This window comes from Amycolatopsis sp. NBRC 101858 (genome assembly GCF_030269325.1).
GTDB lineage: Bacteria > Actinomycetota > Actinomycetes > Mycobacteriales > Pseudonocardiaceae > Amycolatopsis > Amycolatopsis ponsaeliensis.
On sequence record NZ_BSTD01000009.1, the window covers coordinates 351,544 to 372,062 of the forward strand.

Annotated in this window: 18 protein-coding genes and 1 pseudogene; 12 read left to right on the top strand and 7 right to left on the bottom strand. The window is 72.0% G+C overall.

Going from position 1 to position 20,519, the window contains the following annotated elements:
- Positions 1 to 54: 54 nt before the first annotated feature.
- The 3 genes from QSK39_RS51905 to QSK39_RS51915 all read right to left on the bottom strand — a co-directional run bounded on the left by QSK39_RS51905 (position 55) and on the right by QSK39_RS51915 (position 2,477).
- Complete coding sequence (locus QSK39_RS51905) at positions 55 to 867, bottom strand: LmeA family phospholipid-binding protein (RefSeq protein ID WP_285485250.1); 813 nt, start codon at positions 865 to 867, stop codon at positions 55 to 57.
- 142 nt (positions 868 to 1,009) lie between these two features.
- Entirely contained in the window at positions 1,010 to 1,264 is a 255-nt protein-coding gene (locus QSK39_RS51910) for a hypothetical protein (protein ID WP_284749574.1), read from the bottom strand.
- A 310-nt stretch (positions 1,265 to 1,574) separates the two neighbouring features.
- Entirely contained in the window at positions 1,575 to 2,477 is a 903-nt protein-coding gene (locus QSK39_RS51915; protein ID WP_285485251.1) for an ornithine cyclodeaminase family protein, read from the bottom strand.
- Between the two features lie 43 nt (positions 2,478 to 2,520).
- On the opposite strand from QSK39_RS51915, the gene QSK39_RS51920 reads away from it, so the two are divergent.
- The 4 genes from QSK39_RS51920 (at position 2,521) to QSK39_RS51935 (ending at position 7,208) form a co-directional block, all read left to right on the top strand.
- On the top strand, positions 2,521 to 3,132 hold the full coding sequence (locus QSK39_RS51920) for a pentapeptide repeat-containing protein (RefSeq protein ID WP_285485252.1): 612 nt from the start codon (positions 2,521 to 2,523) through the stop codon (positions 3,130 to 3,132).
- A gap of 28 nt (positions 3,133 to 3,160) precedes the next feature.
- The gene (locus QSK39_RS51925; protein WP_285485253.1) at positions 3,161 to 3,760 is read left to right on the top strand and encodes a sulfite oxidase-like oxidoreductase; all 600 of its coding nucleotides are present in this window, start codon (positions 3,161 to 3,163) and stop codon (positions 3,758 to 3,760) included.
- Entirely contained in the window at positions 3,730 to 4,473 is a 744-nt protein-coding gene (locus QSK39_RS51930) for a ferredoxin reductase (protein WP_285485254.1), read from the top strand. Before QSK39_RS51925 ends, QSK39_RS51930 begins: the two co-directional genes overlap by 31 nt.
- Before the next feature lie 116 nt (positions 4,474 to 4,589).
- Positions 4,590 to 7,208, top strand: coding sequence for a fibronectin type III domain-containing protein (locus tag QSK39_RS51935; RefSeq protein WP_285485255.1), 2,619 nt, complete (start codon positions 4,590 to 4,592; stop codon positions 7,206 to 7,208).
- Between the two features lie 12 nt (positions 7,209 to 7,220).
- Here QSK39_RS51935 and QSK39_RS51940 read toward each other — a convergent pair whose 3' ends face one another.
- Positions 7,221 to 9,749, bottom strand: a complete 2,529-nt coding sequence (locus tag QSK39_RS51940; RefSeq protein ID WP_285485256.1) for a helix-turn-helix transcriptional regulator — start codon at positions 9,747 to 9,749, stop codon at positions 7,221 to 7,223.
- Positions 9,746 to 10,876: an Hsp70 family protein gene (locus QSK39_RS51945; protein ID WP_285485257.1), complete on the bottom strand. Its 1,131-nt coding sequence runs from the start codon at positions 10,874 to 10,876 to the stop codon at positions 9,746 to 9,748. Before QSK39_RS51945 ends, QSK39_RS51940 begins: the two co-directional genes overlap by 4 nt.
- 302 nt (positions 10,877 to 11,178) lie before the next feature.
- Here QSK39_RS51945 and QSK39_RS51950 point away from each other — a divergent pair, with 302 nt between their 5' ends.
- From QSK39_RS51950 to QSK39_RS51960, 3 genes are all read left to right on the top strand, one after another.
- Positions 11,179 to 12,168, top strand: a complete 990-nt coding sequence (locus QSK39_RS51950; protein WP_285485258.1) for an IniB N-terminal domain-containing protein — start codon at positions 11,179 to 11,181, stop codon at positions 12,166 to 12,168.
- Positions 12,169 to 12,269: 101 nt separating this feature from the next.
- Positions 12,270 to 14,054, top strand: coding sequence for a P-loop NTPase family protein (locus QSK39_RS51955; RefSeq protein ID WP_285485259.1), 1,785 nt, complete (start codon positions 12,270 to 12,272; stop codon positions 14,052 to 14,054).
- A complete protein-coding gene (locus tag QSK39_RS51960) occupies positions 14,051 to 15,253 on the top strand; it encodes a P-loop NTPase family protein (protein ID WP_285485260.1) in 1,203 nt (400 codons plus the stop codon). Before QSK39_RS51955 ends, QSK39_RS51960 begins: the two co-directional genes overlap by 4 nt.
- On the opposite strand, the gene QSK39_RS51965 is transcribed toward QSK39_RS51960, so the two are convergent.
- Positions 15,250 to 15,636: a RidA family protein gene (locus QSK39_RS51965; RefSeq protein WP_285485261.1), complete on the bottom strand. Its 387-nt coding sequence runs from the start codon at positions 15,634 to 15,636 to the stop codon at positions 15,250 to 15,252. The two genes, QSK39_RS51960 and QSK39_RS51965, sit on opposite strands and share 4 nt — an antisense overlap.
- 92 nt (positions 15,637 to 15,728) lie before the next feature.
- Here QSK39_RS51965 and QSK39_RS51970 point away from each other — a divergent pair, with 92 nt between their 5' ends.
- The 4 genes from QSK39_RS51970 (at position 15,729) to QSK39_RS51985 (ending at position 18,830) form a co-directional block, all read left to right on the top strand.
- Entirely contained in the window at positions 15,729 to 16,091 is a 363-nt protein-coding gene (locus QSK39_RS51970; RefSeq protein ID WP_285485262.1) for a winged helix-turn-helix transcriptional regulator, read from the top strand.
- A gap of 122 nt (positions 16,092 to 16,213) precedes the next feature.
- Complete coding sequence (locus QSK39_RS51975) at positions 16,214 to 17,746, top strand: acyl-CoA synthetase (RefSeq protein ID WP_285485263.1); 1,533 nt, start codon at positions 16,214 to 16,216, stop codon at positions 17,744 to 17,746.
- Positions 17,746 to 18,300, top strand: coding sequence for a TetR/AcrR family transcriptional regulator (locus QSK39_RS51980; protein WP_285485264.1), 555 nt, complete (start codon positions 17,746 to 17,748; stop codon positions 18,298 to 18,300). The genes QSK39_RS51975 and QSK39_RS51980 overlap by 1 nt, the downstream gene beginning before the upstream one ends.
- A gap of 68 nt (positions 18,301 to 18,368) precedes the next feature.
- The gene (locus QSK39_RS51985; RefSeq protein WP_285485265.1) at positions 18,369 to 18,830 is read left to right on the top strand and encodes a VOC family protein; all 462 of its coding nucleotides are present in this window, start codon (positions 18,369 to 18,371) and stop codon (positions 18,828 to 18,830) included.
- A 33-nt stretch (positions 18,831 to 18,863) separates the two neighbouring features.
- Here the strand turns inward: QSK39_RS51985 and QSK39_RS51990 are convergent, their stop codons facing one another.
- Positions 18,864 to 19,859 (bottom strand): helix-turn-helix transcriptional regulator, encoded by a 996-nt coding sequence (locus tag QSK39_RS51990; RefSeq protein WP_285485296.1) that lies wholly within the window; start codon positions 19,857 to 19,859, stop codon positions 18,864 to 18,866.
- Positions 19,860 to 20,000: 141 nt separating this feature from the next.
- On the opposite strand from QSK39_RS51990, the pseudogene QSK39_RS51995 reads away from it, so the two are divergent.
- Positions 20,001 to 20,510 (top strand): annotated as a pseudogene (locus QSK39_RS51995) (transposase family protein); the annotation flags it as partial.
- Positions 20,511 to 20,519 lie beyond the last annotated feature (9 nt).

Sequence of the window (20,519 nt, forward strand, 5' to 3'; positions counted from 1 at the left end):
GGCTCTACCCTTGTGGGTGGTGATGTTCGAACGCGCGTTCGAGTAGCTTGGCTCTCATGGACGCGAACCGAGTTTCGGCAATGTCAGGGTCACCGCTGCGGTGGTCAACCAGCTCAACAGGTCGGCGAGAGGAATGCGGGAAAGCCGTTCCGGCCACTCTTCGGCAACGGTGTGCAGCACGAGTTCGTCGTGCCGCGGCTCCACCTTGGTCAGCTTTATCCCCGGCGGAAGTTCCGGCAGGGGAAGCACGATGGGCTGGAACCGCTTCGGCGGGCGGAGCGTTCGCTGTCCGATGTGGAGGGTCCGGGGCACGAGCACGACAGCGTCGTCTTCCACCTGGGCTTCCAGGGTCAGGTGGCCCCAGTGCGGCTTCTTGGCCCAGTGGATCTGGAGCAGCCCGCTGTCCGCCGGGGCGGCCACGATCCCCGGCCGGACCTTCGCCACCCTTTCGCGGAGCACGTCCGCGGAAACGGCGATCCGCAGGTCCACGCGGGCGGGCTTGGCGGAGGGAGTGGGCAATGAGCGGAGGCGGACGTCTTCGGCGAGCACGGTGACCCGGCGCAGCGGAATGCTGCCGCCTTCGGGCTCGGGCCAGTCGACGTCCTCGGCGACGATCCGGACGTCGCCGATGCGGCCGGTGGCCAGGCGGAGGCTGTCGGCGGGGTAGTCGAGTTCGGTGAGGGTCAGGCCGACGTCATGGCCGTCGACCTTGGCCGTCAGCCGGCGCCCGACGAGCTGCTCGGTGACGGTGCGGACCAGGGCGGCCGGCGTGACCGGGACGTTCGGGAGCAGCGAACGTCCGGCCGCGGCCAGCCCGGCCAGCTCCGGCCACGGCGACCAGCCGTCGAACCACCTGCCGTCGCTCATCCGTCCAGTGTTGCCGACGGCGGGGTGGCTCGCCCACGGCAGGTCACGCGAAAGCGTCGTTTCTCACGTGGCGTGCCGCCTGCCGTCACCGGAGGGGGCGGTGACGACAGGCGGCGGCTTGGAGGGCGGAGTCGCCCGCCGGTCACCGGCCCGCGAAGCGAGCGATGATGCCCGTGACAACCAGCCAGAACACCGCGGCCAGACCGAAGTCGAGGATGACTTGCAGGCTGGCGTTGTCCACGTTGAACAGCCCCGGCCAGAACAACGCGAGAGGGACCGCCAACGACTTGATGAAGATGAAGAACGCATTGCCGGCATTGGCACCGGCGAGCACCATGATCATGTAAAGGACTTCGATCCCCGCGAAGATCGCGCCGATCGCCGTGATGACCCGCACGGCCGTGTTGCGTCTGGTGGTGGTTCGCCAAGGAGACATGTCCGGAAAATTCCCGGTTTGGGTTACCGCTCAAACGCGCCAACCCCAAGATTGCGCCGTTTGGCGGCTCCCGTTGCTCTCCGCCGCCCGTCCCGCACAGTCCGACACCCCTCCAGTCACGCGTGATGCCCGCCCAGTCACGCGAGTCCCGTCCTCGATCACGCGAGTTCCGGGGGCGGCCGGTCGGTCCCGTGCCGCCCGGCGGACTCGTGTCGTCCATCCAGGCACGCGTGTCGTCCACTCGGGTACGCGTGTCGTCCGTTCGTGACCGTCACCTCGGTTGCGCGTCACCCAGCAATCGGGCGATGGCCCAGTCCTGCACCGCGAGCCCGACGGACTTGAACACCGTCCGCCCACCCACCGCCGGCGGCGTGCGCAACGCGTCGCCGAGCTCGACCAAGGAGGAACGCTCCACGATCCCACCGTCCACAGCGTGGATCACTTCGCCGGCTTCCTCGAGCACGGCGTCGACCTGATCCACCACCACGCACGCCGCCGAACCGAGCAACTCGGCCGGAAGCTCCCGCATGGAAGGCAGATAAGACCCGATCGCGTTGACGTGCACCCGCTCGGGCAGATCGTCCACCGCGAAGAGAGGAGTCGAAGACGAAGTAGCGCAACAAACGATCTCCGCGTCGGAGACGGCGTCGGCAGCCGAAGTCGCGACCCGCGGCACGATCTGCGGGAACTCGGCACGCATCCGGTCCGCGAAGGCGTGAGCGCGTGACGGATCCCGTCCGAACACCGCCAGCCGGCTCACCGGCCGCACCGCCGCCACGGCTCGCACCTGGTCGGCGGCCTGCGCGCCGGTGCCCAGCAGGGCCAAGCGGCCGGCGGAGGCCGGGGCGAGCAGGTCCGTCGCGACGCCGGACGCTGCGCCCGTGCGCAGTGTCGTCACCTCGATCGCGTCGGCGACCACCTGGCCCGCGGCGGTGTTCCACACCAGCGTCCCGAGGATCATCGGCGTGCGGCCGGCGACCAGGCTGAGCGTCTTGACCACCGTCGTCGACGTCGGCGTGTGGCACGCGCTCATCACCAGCGTCGTGCCGCTGCCGAAGGACAACCGTTGCGGCACCACGAAACGGCCGGCGGCGAGGTCGAGGAAGGCCTCCCGCACCGCGTCGACGGCGGCGGTCATCGGGACGGCCGCCCGGACGGCGTGGGCATCGAGCATGCGGGAACCTTTCGGACTCGGCGACTGCCGCTAGCCTGACGGGGTGCCCGATGCCACGCAAGATCCACCCGTCGAGGACCAGCGGTTCGTCCGCGACGACTGGTACGCGGAGGAGATCACCGGACGGCACTACGTGCGGTGCGAGTTCCACGAGGTCGACTTCTCCGAGGCTCGGACGCGGAACTCGGTCTTCACCGACTGCGTGTTCGGCAACGTGCGCTTCAACGCGTCCCGGCACACGGACTCGGCGTTCACCGGCTGCTCCTTCAAACGGTGCAACTTCTTCGACGCCGAGTTCACCGGGTGCAAGCTCGTCGGCGCGACGTTCAGCGAGTGCGACCTGCGCCCGCTGCGGGTCACCGGTGGCGACTGGTCGTTCGCCGGGCTGGCGGGTGCCGACCTGCGGTCGGTCGCCTTCCATGGGGTGCGCATGCGGGAGGCCGACCTCACCGGGGCGAACTGCGCCGACGCCGTGTTCGCCGACGTCGACCTTTCGGCGGCGACGTTGCACGGCGTCAAGCTGCCGCGCGCCGACCTGCGGGGGAGCGACCTCTCGGCGCTCGATCCGGTGAACGCCGAGCTGGCCGGCGCGATCGTGTCACCCGAACAGGCTGCGGTGCTCGTCACGTCGCTCGGGCTGCGCGTCCGGGCGTAGGCTCGGGCCGACCGGAAGGAGGGCCGCGATGGGCGTCGTGACACCGGGGTTCCGCGGCCGGGCTCGCAGCGGCAACCCGCGCCTGCCACCCGGGCAGTACCTGGCCGAGGACTTCCCCGTGCTGTCGGCCGGCCCGACCCCGCGCGTGCGCACGGAGACGTGGGAGTTCACGGTCACCACCGAGTCCGGCGAGAAGCACGCCTGGAACTGGGCGGAGCTGATGGCCCTGCCCAGCGAGAAGCCCACCGTGGACATCCACTGCGTCACGCAGTGGTCCAAACTGGACACCCGCTGGCGCGGCGTCGCGGTCGACACCCTGGTCGGCGGGCTCGACACGGCCGCCGACTACGTCATGGTCCACTCCTACGGCGGCTACACCACGAACCTGCCGCTCGCCGACCTGCTCGACGGCCAGGCCTGGATCGCCTACGAGTACGGCGGCAAGCCGCTCACCCCCGAACACGGCGGGCCGGCGCGGCTGCTGGTTCCGCACCTGTACTTCTGGAAGTCCGCGAAGTGGGTGCGCGGGCTCGAGCTGAAGACCCGGGACGAGCCCGGCTTCTGGGAGAACGTCGGCTACCACGACTACGGGGATCCATGGCGCGAACAGCGGTATCAGGGCGACTAGCCTGGCGGGTCGCCCGCCTGGCCGAGTTCCGCGACGAGACACCGACGGCCCGCACGCTCGTCTTCGACCTGCCCGGCTGGCCGGGACACCTGGCGGGGCAGCACGTCGACGTCCGGCTCACGGCCGCCGACGGCTACCGCGCGCAGCGCAGCTACTCGCTCGCCACGCCCGCCGACGGTGACCGGATCGAGCTGACGGTCCAGCGCGTCGCCGACGGTGAGGTGTCCGAGCACCTGGCCGGCCCGTTCGCGATCGGCGACCCGGTGGAGATCCGCGGCCCGGTCGGCGGCTGGTTCGTCTGGCGCCCGGCCGACCCGGCCCCGGTCCTGCTGATCGCGGGTGGCTCGGGCATCGTCCCGCTGATGGCGATGATCCGCGCCCGCCAGGCGGCGGGCGTCCGGACGCCGTTCAAGCTGATCTACTCGCTGCGCACCCCGGCCGAGCTGTACTACGCGGACGAGCTGCGCACGCCGGTGCCGGGCCTGGACATCACGTACGTGTACACGCGCGAACTGCCGGAGGGCCGCTCGGGAATCCCCCGGCGCCTGGACGTGCCGACGCTCAACACGGTGGGCTGGCCGGCGGAGTTCGGCGCGGACTGCTTCATCTGCGGCCCGACCGGTTTCGTCGAGACGGCGGCCGACATCCTGGTCGCCCTGGGCCACGACCCGCACCGCATCCGCACGGAGAGGTTCGGCCCCAGCCGCGACTGACCGAACGTCGGTGCGGCCGAGGCGACCCGATCATCCATCCGATGATTAGGTGACACCACGTCCCGATGAGAGGGAATTTATCGACATCGCCGCGTAGAGATCCTATGTTTCCTCTCATGCTGACCAAGTGGGGCTCGAAGCGGCGCCGCACCGTGGCGACCGTTCTCCTGGGGGCGGGCGCGCTGCTCGCCACGACCGGCCCGGTGGCGGCCGCGGCGCTGGACTCCGCCGGCCGCGACGTCTACGTCTCGCCGAGCGGCTCCGACCGCGCCCCGGGGACCGCGCACCAGCCCGTGCGGACCCTGGACAGGGCACGCGACCTCGTGCGCCAGCGGGCGCCGCACCTCACTCGCGACCTCACCGTGCACCTCGCCCCCGGCGTCTTCCGGCTTTCGCAGCCGCTGCTCCTCGACGCCCGGGACTCCGGCGGCAACGGGCATCGCGTCATCTGGCAGGGCAGCGGCGACACCGAACTGAACGGCGGCGTGCGCGTCACCGGCTGGCGGCCGGTCGCGGGACGCCCCGGGTTGTTCGCCGCCGCCGCGCCCGCCGGGCTGGACAACACCCGGCAGCTCTACGTCGACGGTGTCCGTGAACAACGTGCCCGCGGCCCGCTGCCGGTGACAGTCAAGGCCACCGGCACCGGGTACACCGCGAGCGCGGACACCCTGGCGCACTGGCGCAACCCGAAGGACATCGAGTTCGTCTACACCGCGGGCGAAGCGCTCTGGAACATCCAGCGCGACGGCCTCGGCCAGTGGACCGAGCCGCGCTGCCCGCTCGCCGCGGCCCAGGGCACGACGATCACGATGGCCCAGCCCTGCTGGGACAACTCGACGAAACGCGTTCTGTTCCCGGACATCCCCGGCCGCAGCGTGAACATGGTCGGCCCGGCCGATCTGACGAACGGCCGGCACCCGACCTACGCGGAAAACGCTTTCGAGCTGCTCGACACCCCCGGCGAGTGGTACCTCGACCGGTCCGCCCACCTCGTCTACTACCTGCCGAAACCGGGTCAGGACCTGCGCCGCGCCGACGTCGAGGTGCCGGTGCTGGAAAAGCTCGTCGACGCGCGGGGAATCCACGACGTCGCGTTCCGCGGGTTGCGCTTCTCCTACGCGACGTGGCTGACGCCGTCGTCGCCGGAAGGCTTCTCCGAGATCCAGGCGGGCTACACGATCACCGGCGCCGAAGGCTGGGCCACCCAGGGACTCTGCCAGTTCGTGCCCGGCGGCACCTGCCCGTACGCCTCGTGGACGCGCGAACCCGCGAACGTCTCCGTGTCCCATGCGCGGCGCGTGGAATTCAGCGACAGCGTGTTCGCGCACCTCGGTGGCGCCGGCCTCGACCTCGTCGACGGCACCAAGGAATCCGAGGTCCGCGGCGACGTCTTCACCGACATCTCGGGCAACGGTGTCCAGGTCGGCGGCGTCGACAAACCCGTCACGGACACCGACGCCGACGTGGTGCGCGACGTCGTCGTGACCGACAACCACCTCTACGGCCTGCCGCGCGAGTTCCACGGTGGTGTCCCGATCGTCAACGGCTACACCGTGCGGAACACCATCTCCCACAACCAGATCGACCACGTCGGCTACTCGGCCATCTCGGTCGGCTGGGGTGGCTGGCCGGACAAGATCCAGAAGCCGGCGACGCCGAACCTGTCGCACGACAACGCCGTGTCGGACAACCTGATCTTCGACTACATGCTCATGCTGGACGACGGTGGCGGCATCTACACCCAGGGCATCACCGGCACTTCCCTCGACGACGGCGAGAAGGTCACCGGCAACGTGGTGCACGACCAGTGGGGGCTCGGCAAGGCCGTCTACACGGACAACGGCAACACGTACGAGACGATCCGCGGCAACGTCCTGTACGGCACGGCGTACTTCAACGTCGGCACGGTGCACGTCGACTACCGCGACGGCCTGGGCAACAACGATCCGACGCTGACCGAAGACAACTACTGGGAGCAGGGCGACCGCGACAAGGTCGACAAGGGCGCGATCACCCGCGGCAACAAGCTGCTCGCCCGTCCGTCCGACGCCCCGGCGGCGATCGTCTCGAACGCGGGCCTCGAACCGGCCTACCGCGGCCTCCTCGTGCGCCGCGTCGGCGGAGGGGCGCCGGCCGAAGCGCCTTCGCGGGTCGGCACCTTCGCGGTCTCGGGAAAGCTGTACGCGACGTGGAACCCGACGTACGCGTTCAACAACGCGCCGGTGATGGAGTACGTGGTGACGGCGACGGGCGGCGGCCGCACGAAGTCGGCGACGGTGTCCGCGGCCGAATTCGCGAAGCGCGCGTACGCGGAGGTACCGGGCCTGACGGACGGCACGGCGTACACGGTGACCGTCGCGGCTCGCAACGCGTACGGCACGAGCGAGCCGTCCTTGGCCGCGGCCCCGGTGACGCCCGGCCCGACGCCGGGAGCGGGGCCGGGTGTCCCGACGAGCGCGCGTGCCCTGCCGAGCGCGACGGCGGCCTCGATCCGCTGGAACCCGCCGGCGGCAACGGGGGACACCCCGGTGCTGGCCTACACGATCACGGTGTCCGACGGCCGCACGATCACGGTGGAGGGCCGCGACGCCCTGGTCACGCAGCCGACGGTCAAGGGCATGACGAGGGTGGTGGACAACCTGAAGCCGGCGACGGCGTACACGTTCACGGTGGCGGCGGTGACGGCGACGGGAACCGGCCCGGCGGCGACCTTCACCGCGACCACGGCACCTTGACCCCGGACAGCGTCAGGGGGCGTCCGGGCGGGAAAGCAGTTCGCGCAGTGTCGCGAGCAGCTCCCGCCGGTCCGCCGCCCCGAGCTTCCCCCGGATCCGGGCCATGTGGTGCTCCACCGTCTTCCCCGAGATGAACAGCTTCGAACCGGCCTGCTTGTACGTCAGCCCGTCGACGACCAGCCGGGCCACCTCGAGCTCTCGCTCGCTCAGCGCCGCCAGCCCCGTCCCGGCCGCCGCGGGCTCCGACGTTCCCTGCTCGCGGCGGGCCGCCGTTCCCTGGAACTGGCGGGCCGCCTCCAGGAGCTGGACCATCGCCTTGCGGTCGGACGTGCGGATCGCCGCCTGGCCGGCCAGGCGGGCCGCGTCCCAGCGCAGGCCGAGGTCGTGCATCTCGGCCGCCGCCGAGGCGATCGTGTCCGGGGCGAACGTTCCGCCCAGGACCGACAGCCAGCACTGGGCCGCCGTGGCCAGCGCGCTAGGGTAACGGCCGCAGTGGGCGTGCGCCGCCAGCGTCGCCAGGTGGGCCTTCGCCGCGTCCGCGTCCTCCAGGGTGATGGCCGCGTGCAGCTCGTGCCACACCAGCGACACCGTCCACAGTGGAGGCTCGCCGAGGCGGGCCAGCAGGGTGTGGGCCCGTTCCAGCTGGCCCGAAATCTTCGCGAACGCGCCCGTGCGGGCCGCCGCGATCGCCAGCTCGCCCAGTGGCAGCAGGGTGAACAGGTCCGTCTGCTGCCGCATCGACGCCTGGTACGCCCGGTGCCACGACCGCTGCAGCCCCACCAGGTCACTGGCCCGGCGCGCCAGGCCGAGCTCCAGCGTCGCGAAGAACAGCTCGTCGCGGGCTTCCAGCGTGCGGCCGGCAACGGCGTTGCGGTGTTCGGCGGCCGTCGCGAGGTCGCCCGCCGTCATCGCGACCCAGCCCAGCAGCAGGCGGTGCCGCACGGACAGCAGGTCGCCGCCGATCCCGCCGTCCAGCGCCCGGGTCAGCACCGGCTCCGCCAGCGCCAGCTCACCCGTGTGGAGGGCGGCGAGTGCGGCCAGCGCCGCCGGGCTGTCGGGCAGCAACGTGCCACCCAGCGCCGGCTCGAGCATCGCGGCCGCGCCGAGCAGGGTCGACAAGGTCTCCGTCGCGCAGCCGGACACCGAATCGGCGATGCCACGGGCCATCCGGGTGGCCGCACCGGCGAACAAGGTCGGGGCGACGCCGGGCGCCGGTGCGTCGAGCAGCCGCCGCGCGCCATCGAGGTCGCCGGTGCCGACCAGCGCGATCGCCGCGAACGCATCGGCGCCCGCCCAGGCACCGTCGCCGAGGAGCCTGGTGCCGGTGGGGAACCCGGTGTCCCCGGCCCCGCCCGGGGTTCCGGCACCCGCGGGAACCCCATTGCCGGCGGAGTGCCTCCCCCCGGCGAGCCCGTCGCCGGACGTCATCGTCTCGGCGCTGCGCGATGCCCAGTGGTACAGCTCCGCACTGCGCGCCAGCTCGCCTCGGTGGGCCAGGACCGTCGCCGCGATTGCTGCTCCCGCCGCGCGGGTCTCCGGGTCGGGGGCGCCGAGCATTCCGTCGCCCAGGCGCAAGGCCGTGTCGAGGTCGCCCGACAACGCCGTTGCGCGTGCCCAGCCTGCCGTCACCGCCGATGACCGGTCGCCCGCCTCCGCTGCCGCCTCGAACAGCCGAGTGGCCAGCCTCGCGTCCGATGGCAACGCCTCCGCTGCCGCCGCCGCGAACGCCGCTGCCGCGGATGCTCCCGAGCTGCCCGTGCCCAGCAACGACCGGGCCAGCTCCAGTACCGGGAGGCCGTTCGCCAGCTGCAGCTCGACGAGCCGCTGCACCGTCGTCAGCCGCCGCGCGGGTGGCCCGAAGTCGCGGATCGCGGCCGCGGCCAGGGGCAGCAGTGCGTCGTCCGGGCCGAGCAACCCCGTTGCCCGGGCGGCGTCGACGATCGACGGCAGCTGGTCGGGGCCGCGATCCAGCAACGCGCACAGCAGGTCGAGGTTGCGCCCCGCCCCGGCTTCGGCCGCGATCAGGTAGCGCAGGACGTCGTCGTCGAGCTCGTCCAGCTCCGGGCGGAAGTCCTCCAGCCGCCCGAGCAGCTCCCGCTCGGCCAGCCGCGGCACCCCGCCGCTGCGCGCGTGGAGCTCGGCCGCCGCCGCGGGCTCGGCCGGCGCGCCCTTGACCGCCGCGATCAGCTGCGCGACGTCCTCGACGCCCAGGGGCCCGAGCTGCAGCAGCGTCCAGCTCGACGCCACCGCCGCCGGCCGGTGCGCGACGACGATGGGCCCGTCCGCGCCGGTGAGCAGCTCCTCGAGCTGGTCGGGACCCAGCCGGTCGGCGTCGTCGACGAGCAGGGCCTCGACGCCGGCCGCGCGGTAGCAGCGGTCGAGCGCGGCGAGCAGCACGCTCTTGCCGTACCCGCCGGGCGCGACGACGGCCAGCCGCAGCGGCGCGGCCGGATCGGCCGTGACCTGGTCGAGCAGCTGCCGCGCCGCCGGGTGCACCGGGACGGTGCGAAGCGGGGAAACCTGCGAAAGCAGAGTGTTCAACAGTGACCTTCACCGGAGGGGGCGCCGGGGCGGGCGCAGTGGCTCGGGGCGGGGGAGGAGTCGGGGCCGGCGGTGGCTTCGCGGGCGGTGACGGTGATGACGACGGCCGAGATGGCCGCGGCGACTACGAGGACCGCGGCGGCGAGGGGGCGCCGCCGCCGGAACAGGTTCATCGGGCTGCTCTTTTCGGGCAGCTCGAACGGCGTGATCTCGACCGGCGGCCGGGGTGGCCGCTCGCCGAGGTCACCGAGCGTGTCCACCTGGGGGAGCAGGGTGGTCTCGACGGCGGGGGGTTCGTGCGGGGCACCGCGGTGGTCCGCGCGCAGTGCCGCGACGGCGGCCGCGCCGAGGGCGGTGGTCGCCGGCGGAACCGGTCCCGCGAACACCGGGCACGGCGGCCGGGCCGGCAGCGCGTGCGGCGGGACGTCACCGCAGAACACCACGCCGGCGAGTCCCTTGGGGGACGTCGACGCCGCGCTCGCCAGGGCGAAGAGCGTGCTGAGCGCGGCGGCCGGGGCGACGCCCTCGGCGCTCGCAGCCGGCTGCCAGCCGCTCGCGCCGGTCGCCGTGGCCAGCGTGACGTTCACGCCGTCGGCGCCGAACTCGCAGACCCCGGCCGCGGTCGCGCCGGGGACGGGGACGGGCAGGTGGGCGCCGAGCGCGGCGATCGAGCCGGGGACCAGCGTGACCGCGGGGAACCCGGCGTCGGCCAGTGCGCGGCGCAGCACGTCACGGCGGTAGCCGCCCCAGTCGCCGGGATGGGTCAGCACCAGGTGGTGCGGGGCGCCGCCGAACTGGTTCGCGGCGTGCTCGGCGATGCTTTCGACGAGCACGGTGGTCAGCGTCTCGGGCGGGAACGGCTCGCCTTCGACGAGCATCGGCACGTCGTCGCCGATCCGCCGGTGGAAGCCGGTGAGCAGCCGGGACGGGACCCGGGCACCCGCCTGCGCGGCCGCGTCCCCGGTGAGCAGGTACCCCTCGTCGTCCAGGAACAACGCGGACGCGGCGGCCGGGGTCCGTTCACCCAGCCAGAGCGGTTCGGGGTCGCCCCAGCCGGGGCCTTGACGGTGGCAGGTCGCGGCGTGGGTCCGCCCTTGTGCCACATCGATCCCGAGGACGTAGGGCAACGGCGCTTCCTCCTCACCTCGCGGGGCCGATCGGGGGCGCGGAATCCCCCTAGGGCTCGGGGCATCCTCACCCAAACGGGTTAGTCAAGCAAGTGGCTGGAGGGATTTAACCCAACTGAGTGCGTCTCGGATGAGCCCCTAACTCCCTAACGATGACATATCGATCCCCTATCGGCTGACTGGCCCGCGACTCGGAGTGATCCCCGATGTGCGTGGGGGGACCGGCTCCCTAACTTGATGACGGAGCGGCGGTCCCTGCGATCGCTGCCGTCCCCCGAACCACCGGACCAGGAGATATCCCCATGGACTCCGTGCAGACGTTGCACGACTTCGCGCTGAACCTGCTCAACGACCCGACCGCGCTCGCGGCCTTCGGGACGGACCCGCAGGGCGCCCTCGCTGCCGCCGGTCTCGGCGACGTCAGCGCCGCCGACGTGCACGAGGTCATCCCGCTGGTGCTCGACTTCGTCCCGGTCGACAGCCTCCCGGCCGTGGGTGGCCTGCCCGGCGTCGGCGACCTGCTCCCGGTCGGCACCGACGCCCCCGGCATCCAGGGCGCGATCGACCAGCTCACCGCCCTCACCGCGGGCCTCGGCCTGCCGGCCGTCCCGGAGCTGCCGGGTGTCGGCGACCTCGGCGGCACGCTGCCGGGCCTGGGCGACCTCGGCCTGCCGGCCGTCCCGGGCGTCGGCTCGCTGCCGGGTGTGAACGACATCACGACCACCGCCGCCGGCGTCACCGCGCTGACCGGCGACTTCGGCACCGGCGGCGACCTGAGCTCCAGCCTGGACGCCGTCCAGGTCACCGGGAACCTCGTGTACTCGGTCACCGACGCCGACCACAGCTCGGTCGTCGCGACCGTCGAGCAGGCCGCCCACCTCGGCGACGCCGTCACGAACAACGTGTCGTACAACGCCGTCACCCCGGTCTACGAGGCCACCTCGCAGGTCGGTGACATCAGCGGTGACCTCAGCCACACCGTGAACACCGTCGTCGGCCAGGTCGGCGACTTCTCCGGCATCCTCCAGGGCGCCGGCGACCTCGACGTCAAGCACGTCACCGGCGAGGTCGCGAACGTGACCCACGGCCTCGGCGACGTCACCAACGTCGTGTCGAACGCCACCGGCATCAACGTCGACCACAACGTGGCCGGCGCCGTCGGCGACATCGCGAGCGGCAACACCTCGGCCGTGCACGACGTCGTCTCCGACGTGTCGGACGTCAGCCACAACGCGCTGGGCAACCTGCACATCGGTGACATCGCGTCGAACGACCTCCACCTCGGGCACTGATCCCCGAACCGGTCACCGGTGCCCGTCCCGCGGTCTGGGTGCAGCCGCGGGACGGGCACCCGGTGTGCGCACGGGGAGTAAACCGGGGACACTCGTCCGCTGTGACCGCACCGGCTTGGCTCGAAGTGCTCAACGAGACGCTGGACGCGTGCCGCACCCACGGCCGCGCAGATCTCGCCGAGCGCCTCCGCAGACGTCGTGACGCCCCCGAGGGGCAGATCCGGCTCGGCGTGCTCGGATTCCCCAAACAGGGCAAGGGATACCTGCTCAACGCGGTGCTGAACGCGCCCGTGTGCGCGGTCGGCGACGCCCCGACCCCCGAAGTCCCCACCGAAATCGGCTACGCCCCCGAACCCGCTGCGACCCTGGTCAGCCGCTCCCTCGAACGGACTCCCGTCGCGGTCGACCGGCTCACCGGTGAGCTCGGCGCCCGGCCCGCCGGGACGCTCAGCCGGGTCGAGGTCGGCGTGCCGCGCGAACTCCTCTCCGCCGGGCTCGTCCTCGTGGACACCCCGCCGGTCGGCGACCCGCGGTCACCGCGCACCGCGGCCGCGCTCGACCTGCTCGCCGAAGCGGACGCCGTGATCCTCGTCTCCGACGCGACCGCGCCGCTCACCGCCGCCGAGCTCGCGCTGGCCCGGCACGTCCGCACCTGGTGCCCGCACGTCGTGCTGGCGCTCACCAAGATCGACGCTTCCCCGGGATGGCGCGCGGTCGCCGAACGTGACCGCGGGATGCTCGCCGAGGCGGGGATCGACGCGCCCGTGCTGCCCGTTTCGGCCGTGGTGCGCCAAGCCGCCGCCAAGACCGGCGACGCCGAGCTGAACGCGCGTTCGGGCTTTCCCGAGCTGCTCACCTGGATCGCCGAGCAGGCCGCCCGGCCGCCGGAGCAGTCCCGTGCCCTGCTCGCCGCCGTCGGCGTGCGGGCCGCGGCGGCGGAGCTCGTGGAGTCGCTGCGCGACCGCGTCGAAACAGCCGGGCAGGACGCCGGGCTCGGGCAGGCCGCGCTGTTGCAGCGCGCGCAACGCCGGGCCGACGACCTGCGGCGGCAGAACACCCGGTGGCAGAACCTGCTTTCCGACGAGATCACCGACCTGATGGGTGACGTCGAGTACGACCTGCGCGAACGCACGCGCAAGATCGTCAACACCATCGACCAGACCTTCGACGAGGGCGACCCGGCGAAGGTGTGGGACGAGTTCGCGCCGTGGCTGGACGAGACCCTGGCCGACGCCGTCGAAACGAACTACGCGTGGCTGGCCGAGCGGGCGCAGTGGACCGCGCAGGCCGTCGCCGCGTGCTTCGGCGCCCAGTACGACCACGCACTGCCCGACCTGCCGCTCGAGGGCTCCGGCATCGAATACCTCGACGACGTCCGGCGCCCGAAGATCGAGAAGTTCAAGATCGGCCAGCAGGCCTTCACCGGCCTGCGCGGGTCGTACGGCGGGGTGCTGATGTTCGGCCTGGTCACCAGCCTGCCGTGGCTGGGCCTGCCGCTGATCAACCCGGTGTCGCTCAGCGCCGGCGCGGCGTTCGCGGTGAAGACGATCCGCGACGAGGGCGGGATGCGGCTGCAACGGCGCCAGGCCGTCGCCAAGCAGGCGGCGCAACGCCACGTCGACGACGTCTTCCTGCGGTACAGCAAGGAGTTCCGCGACGGGATCCGGGTCGTCCAGCGGCGGCTGCGCGACCACTTCACCGGGCTGGCCGAAGACCTCGCGGACGAGCTGACGCGCGAACGCGAGACGATCATGGCCGGCACCGCCGAGCGCGAGCGCAAGACCGGGCACATCCGCCGGGAGATCGATCGCCTGGCCGGGCTGCACCAGCGCGCGGGCGAGCTCGGCACGATCGCCGGGCGGAAGCCGAGGGAGCTTTCGGCGTGACGCGAGACGTCCGTGACCTGCTGCACGCCGCGGCCGGTCTCTACCGCGACGACCCGCGGGCTTCGGCGCTCCTGCACGACTGCCTGAACCGGCTGGAGCAGCCGCTGCGCGTCGGGTTCACCGGGGCGCCGTCGTCGGGGAAGTCCACGCTCGCCGCCGCGCTGGGTGAGTGGCCGACGCGGGCGCTGCGCGATCTCGTGCTGCTCGACGACCCCGGCCCGGCCGACGACCTCCCCGACGCGACGGTGCGCCTCGTGCGGCACCTCGAACCGGACGAGCTCGCGGCGGCGCACCCGCCGGGCGGCTCGGCGTTCGCACGGCAGAGCGCGGTCAACTCGGTGCTGGTGCTGGCCCGCGCGGACGAGGTCGGCGCGGGCCGGATCGACGCGCTGCTGACCGCGAAGCAGCTGGCGCGCCGGGCCTGGCGCGAAGACCCGCTGTGCACGGGGTTCCTGGGCGTCATCGCCGTCGCGGGGCAGCTGGCCTACGGCGGCCGGTCCCTGCGTGACGACGAGTTCGACCTCCTGGCCGCGTTCGCCGCGGTGCCGCGCGAAGAGCTGGAACGGCACGTGCTTTCGGTGGATTCGTTCACGGACCCGGCGTTCCCGGGCCCGATCCCGGTCGAGACGCGGCGGTCGCTGGTGGTGCGGTTCGGGATGTTCGGCGTCCGCCTGGCGCTGACGTTGATCCGCACCGGCTGCGACGACCCGCTCAAGCTGTCGACCGAGCTGGTCCGCCGCAGCGGTCTCGGCGAGCTGCGCGACACCCTCGCCGGGTGCTTCGTGGCGCGCGCCGAGGCGTTGAAGGCCCGCACGGCGGTCATCCGGCTGGAGGCCCTGCTGGCGGCCCAGCCCCGCCCGGGCGGTGACCGGCTGGTGTCCCGGGTGGAGCGGTTCGCGGCGGCCGCGCACGACTTCCGCGAGCTGCGCCTGATCGCCGACATCCGCGGCGGCCGCACGGCGCTGTCCGGCGAGCCGGCGGAGGAGGCCGTCCGGTTGCTGGGCGCCCAGGGCACGGCCCCGGCGGACCGCCTGAACCTGGAGCCGGACGCGGACCCGGGCGATATCTACGACGCGGGGTTGGACGCGCTGCGGCGGTGGCGGCACGAGGCGGAGCGGCCGGACCGCCCCCACGCCGAACGCACCGCGGCGCACGTCGTGGTGCGCTCGACCGAGGGCCTGCTGGCGTTGTTCGCCTAGAGCACCGCGGTGACTTCGATCTCGACCAGGTGCTCCGGGACGTCCAGCGCGGCCACGCCGATCAGGCTGGCGGGCGGTTTCGCGGTGGTCCCCAGCTTCGCGCTGCCCCGGGCGATCCCGTCGAGGAGCGCGGGCATCTTGTCGGGCGTCCAGTCGACGACGTAACAGGTCAGCTTCGCGACGTCGTCGAACGAACCGCCGGCCGCGGCGAGGGCCGCACCGACGTTGACGTAGCACTGCTCGACCTGCGCGGCGAGGTCGTGTCCGGTCTCCCAGGCGACCTGCCCGGCGACGAACACCAGCTTCGTCCCGGCCGCGATCGACACCTGGTGGTACACGTCGATCTCGGGCAGCTCTGCGGGATTCACCAGGGTGACAGCCACTTTTCCTCCGTGGTCTCTTGTGGTTACCCAGGAACCGTAGGAGAGTGCTGGGCGGTACGGAAGAAGGCACTTTTCGGTGACGGGGGAACCAGATGGTGACCGAGCAGGACGCGGACCTTTCGCGGGCGGATTCCCTCGCACGCGAGATCTTCTCCGACGTCGCCAACAAGTGGGCGTTCCTGATCATCGAGACGATCGGCGAGCGCACCCTCCGCTTCAGCGAAGTGCGTGACGCCGTCGAGGGCATCAGCCACAAGATGCTGACCCAGAACCTGCGCATGCTCGAGCGCAACGGGCTCCTGGAGCGCGAGGTGCACCCGACCGTGCCGCCGCGGGTCGAGTACACGCTCACCGAACCGGGGCAGGGGCTGCGCGCGACCGTGGACGCGATGTGCGGCTGGACCCAGCGCTACCTCGGGGACATCGAGGCCGCCCGCCGGCGCTTCGGAACCTGACCCGGCAAGAACAAACCGGCATTTCGCGGGTCCCGGTCATCGCTGTCCGGTGTTGACGCCCGGCAGCCCGCGACCCACCATAGAGCGGTCTATGGTCCAGCGTCGGCCGAAGGAGCACCGCCATGCCCGAAGACGTCCGCCCCCGGGTCCGGCTGTTCGGCGAGCTCCTGGCGCACTGGGCGCGGGAACGCCCCGGGGATACCGCGCTGATCTTCGGCGACCGGTCCTGGACCTGGGCGGAGTTCGACGAACGGGCCCGCCGGCTGTCGGGTGCGCTCGCCGCCGCCGGAGTGGGCCGCGGCGACCGCGTCGCCTTCGTCGACAAGAACCACCCCGCCTGCCTGGAGACGACCTTCGCGGCGGCCGGGATCGGTGCGGCCAACGCCGTGGTCAACTGGCGGCTCTCCGGCGACGAACTGGCGTACGTCCTCAATGATTCGGGCGCGAAGGTCGTGTTCGTCGGCACCGACCTGCTGCCGGTTCTCGACGCGATCCGAGACCGGTTGCCTGCCCTCGAGCGCGTGGTGGTCCTCGACGAGTACGAGGCGTTCCTGGCGAGCGGCGAGCCGCACACCGCGGCCGGCCTCGACGAGGACGACGGTGTCCTGATCATGTACACCAGCGGCACCACTGGCTTCCCCAAGGGCGCGGTGCTCACGCACCACAGCGTCATCGCCCACGGCCTCGCCGCGGGCACCGCCTTCCCGATCGGCCCGGGCGACGTCAACCTCGTCGCGATGCCGCTGTTCCACGTCGGCGGCAGCTGCTACGCCGTTTCCGGGTTCCTCTACGGCGAACCGTCGTACCTGACCCGCGAGCCCGACGCGGCATCGCTGTTCGCGGCGCTGCAGGCCGGGATCACGCACGCCTTCCTGGTGCCCGCCGTGGTCGCCGGGATCGCGCAGGCCGGCGAGGCCGCGCTCAAGGCGTTCTCCCGGCTGAAGTACCTCTGCTACGGCGCTTCGCCGATGCCGCTCCCGTTGCTGCGCACGGCGCTCGCCGCGTGGCCGGACACGAAGTTCGCCCAGGTCTACGGCATGACCGAGCTGTCCGGCGCGGTCACCGCCCTGACCCCGGAGGCGCACCGGGACGCCTCGCGGCTCGAGCGGCTGGCGTCGGCGGGCACCGCACTGTCCGGTGTGGACATCCGGATCGTCGACCCGGTGACGGCCGAAGACACGGAGGTCGGCGAGGTCTGGATCCGCACCGAGCAGCGGATGGCGGGCTACCTCGGCAAGCCGGAGGCGACCGCGGAGACCATTGTGGACGGCTGGGTGCGCACCGGCGACGTCGGCCGCCTCGACGACGGCGGGTTCCTGTTCCTCGAGGACCGCGTCAAGGACATGATCATCACCGGCGGCGAGAACGTCTACTCGCCCGAGGTCGAGCGCGTCGTCGCGGAGTTCCCCGGTGTCGTCGAGGTCGCCGTGATCGGCGTGCCGGACGACCGGTGGGGCGAGCAGGTCAAGGCCGTCGTCGCCGGCGAGCAGCTCGACGCCGACAAGATCGTGGAGTTCTGCCGCGAGCGCCTGGCGCACTACAAGTGCCCGCGCAGCGTCGACGTCGTGGAAGCGTTGCCGCGCAACGCGACCGGCAAGATCCTCAAGCGCTCGCTGCGCGAACCGTACTGGCGGGACCGGGACCGGAACGTCTGATGCCCCCGGTGACGCGGCAGGCGTACTTCGCGGCCGCGCTGGACGTGCTGGCGGAACACGGGTTCACCGAGCTGAACGTCGGCAGGCTGTGCCGCGACCTCGGCGTGACGAGCGGGTCGTTCTACCACCACTTCGGCGGCTGGCCGGGTTTCGTGGAGCAGCTGCTGGACCACTGGGAGAACCGGCAGGTGCTCATCCTGCGCGAACGGAACTTCGGCAGTGGCGGCCCGTCGGCGGACTTCGCCGCGCTGATGGACCTGACGCTCGAGCTGCCCCACGAAGCCGAGGCCGCCATCCGGGCGTGGGCGGCGAACGACGAAACCGTGCGGGCGGCGCAGAAACGCGTCGACTCCGTGCGGCTGCGGTCGGTCGGCCGGGCGGTCAAGGGCATCGTCGGCGACCGCGCCCTCGCGCGGACGCTGACGTCCCTGGGCATGGCGATGCTGGTGGGGCACCAGCAGCTGGCGTCGGCGGGGGAGCACAGCGAGCTGACGGCCCTGCTGGCCGAGTACACGCGACTGGTGCACTCGCGCGCGGACTCGCGCACCGCCTGAAACAGCCAATCAGGACTCACGCCTGATCCGGACGGGTTGTGTCCAGTATCCAGGATAGCGTCGCGATCATGACAACGAACACCGTCCAACTGGCCTCCGTCCGCGTGATCACCGACGACCTGCCGCGGCTCGTCCGCTTCTACGAGGTCCTCACCGGCGCCACCCCGCAGTACCTGACCGACGACTTCGTCGAGCTGGTGACACCGTCCGCGACATTCGCGCTCAGCACGCCGGAGCGGGTCGCTTTCATCACGGACAACCCACCGCGAGCGGCCGCCAACCGCACCGCCATCGTCGAGTTCGTCGTGGCGGACGTCGAATCCCTGCTCGCCCTCATGAAGTCCGAGCTCGGCGAGGACCTCGACATCGTGCAGGCGCCGACGATGATGCCCTGGGGCAACCTGTCCGTTTTGATCCGCGACCCCGAAGGGTCACTCGTCAACCTCTACACGCCGGTCACACCGCAGGCGCTGCAACTGCAGCAGAACCGGACACCCAGGATGCCACCGCCCGCCACCCGGGCGGACTGACCACAGACGCAGGTCGAGCGCAGGTACGCGGTCCTAGCCCGAGTCGCTGCCGGGATCGACGATCGCCGCGGCGATCAGCTTCTGTCCCAGCGCGGCAACGACCCCGTGCAGAGCTTCCGGCTGCTCGATGACGAACGGTCGATCGAGAGCGGCCAATCTTCCCGCGACCCATTCCAACCGTTCCGCACGGACGAAAATTCTCAGCCAGTGACCGTTTCCGGCGACGCCGGCTACCGGTTCGACCGACGCCAGCATCTCCGGGAACAACGCTCGCACCTGCTTCGCGTCGGCGTCGACGAGCACTGACACCTCGTGCCGCCCGGGACCCGCCGCGAGCGGGCCCGCAACCCACTGCACCGGGTTCAGGTCGTCCGGCACCTCGAACGTGCCCTCCAGCAGGCGCAGGCCGCCGATGCGGTCCAGCCGGAACGTCCGCTCCGCCTGGCGCCCGACGTCGTGGCCGGTGAGGTAGAGCAGCCCGTGCACGGCGACGATGCCGTGCGGGTGAACGGTGCGTGAGCGTGCACGTCCGTGCCGCGGCAGGTAGTCGAAGGCAATCGGACGCCGGTCCCTCGCCGCCTGCGCCAGTCCGAGAAGCACTCTCGCGCTTGCCTCCTCGCCACCCCCGGTGCGCTCTGCCTCGCCGATCCGGCCGCCGGTGAAGTTCACGGTTTCGACCACCGCGTCGATCCGTCGTGCCAGGGCCGGAGGCAGTACCCGGCGCACCTTCGAGGTGGCGGCCTCCACGTCACCGGTCGAGGCCGGACCCGACCCCGACCGGCCCGTCAGCAGAAGCCCCCAGACGACCGCCAGTGCTTCCTCGTCGGTGAGCATCAACGGAGGCATCCGGTAGTGGCGCGCCAGCCGGTAACCGCCGTAACGACCGCGCACGGTGTCCACCGGAATGCCGAGGGCGCGCAGGTGCTCCACGTAGCGGCGCACCGTGCGGCCGTCCACGTTCAGCCGCTCGGCCAGCTCGGCGGAGGTACGGGTGCCACCGGACTGCAGTAACTCGAGCAACGTCAACACCCGAGCTGTCGGCCGCGCCACGTCACCTCACCCCATGATCGGGCTGACGCGGTCCGGCGGGGTGCAGCAAGGGGAGCGGACGCACCATTCGCCCATCCTCGGCCCGAGAGGTCGAAAAATCAGGAGACACGCCCTAGGTGATCCTCACGCCCGCACACCTCACCACGGCGCACCGATGCCCAGCTCGAGGCGCGGACCATCACGTTGCAGCAGAGTGAACGCCGCGGCCCGGCCTGGCTCGGCTGTGAACCGGGTGTCCCGACACCGACGGTGTCGCGGGTACTGGCCCGCCACCAGATCCCGCGGCCGGCTGCACTGGACCCGATCACCGGGCAGGTGATCCGGGCCGGCAAGACCACCGCCATCCGCTAGGAGCGAGACCGGCCGGGAGAGCTGGTCCACATGGACGTCAAGAAGATCGGCCGCATCCCCGACGGCGGAGGCCGGCGAGCCCACGGCCGCGCCCAGCGGGAAGCCACCCGCGACCGCCACGCCAGGACCGGCTACAACGCCTGGGCCTGCCGAAAGGCCTTCGCCGGCAACACCGAACGCACAGCAGCCCTTGCACCCTGGCTTGAGCACTACAACACTCAACGCCGCCCCAGCGCACTCGGAGGTCATCCACCCATCAGCCGGCTGCAACCAACCTGATGGCCGAAT

Coding starts and splice junctions, on each gene's coding strand:
- QSK39_RS51905 (WP_285485250.1), bottom strand. CDS start 867: ATGAGCGACGGCAGGTGGTTCGACGGCTGGTCGCCGTGGCCGGAGCTG.
- QSK39_RS51915 (WP_285485251.1), bottom strand. CDS start 2,477: ATGCTCGATGCCCACGCCGTCCGGGCGGCCGTCCCGATGACCGCCGCC.
- QSK39_RS51925 (WP_285485253.1), top strand. CDS start 3,161: ATGGGCGTCGTGACACCGGGGTTCCGCGGCCGGGCTCGCAGCGGCAAC.
- QSK39_RS51930 (WP_285485254.1), top strand. CDS start 3,730: ATGGCGCGAACAGCGGTATCAGGGCGACTAGCCTGGCGGGTCGCCCGC.
- QSK39_RS51935 (WP_285485255.1), top strand. CDS start 4,590: ATGCTGACCAAGTGGGGCTCGAAGCGGCGCCGCACCGTGGCGACCGTT.
- QSK39_RS51950 (WP_285485258.1), top strand. CDS start 11,179: ATGGACTCCGTGCAGACGTTGCACGACTTCGCGCTGAACCTGCTCAAC.
- QSK39_RS51970 (WP_285485262.1), top strand. CDS start 15,729: ATGGTGACCGAGCAGGACGCGGACCTTTCGCGGGCGGATTCCCTCGCA.
- QSK39_RS51975 (WP_285485263.1), top strand. CDS start 16,214: ATGCCCGAAGACGTCCGCCCCCGGGTCCGGCTGTTCGGCGAGCTCCTG.
- QSK39_RS51980 (WP_285485264.1), top strand. CDS start 17,746: ATGCCCCCGGTGACGCGGCAGGCGTACTTCGCGGCCGCGCTGGACGTG.
- QSK39_RS51985 (WP_285485265.1), top strand. CDS start 18,369: ATGACAACGAACACCGTCCAACTGGCCTCCGTCCGCGTGATCACCGAC.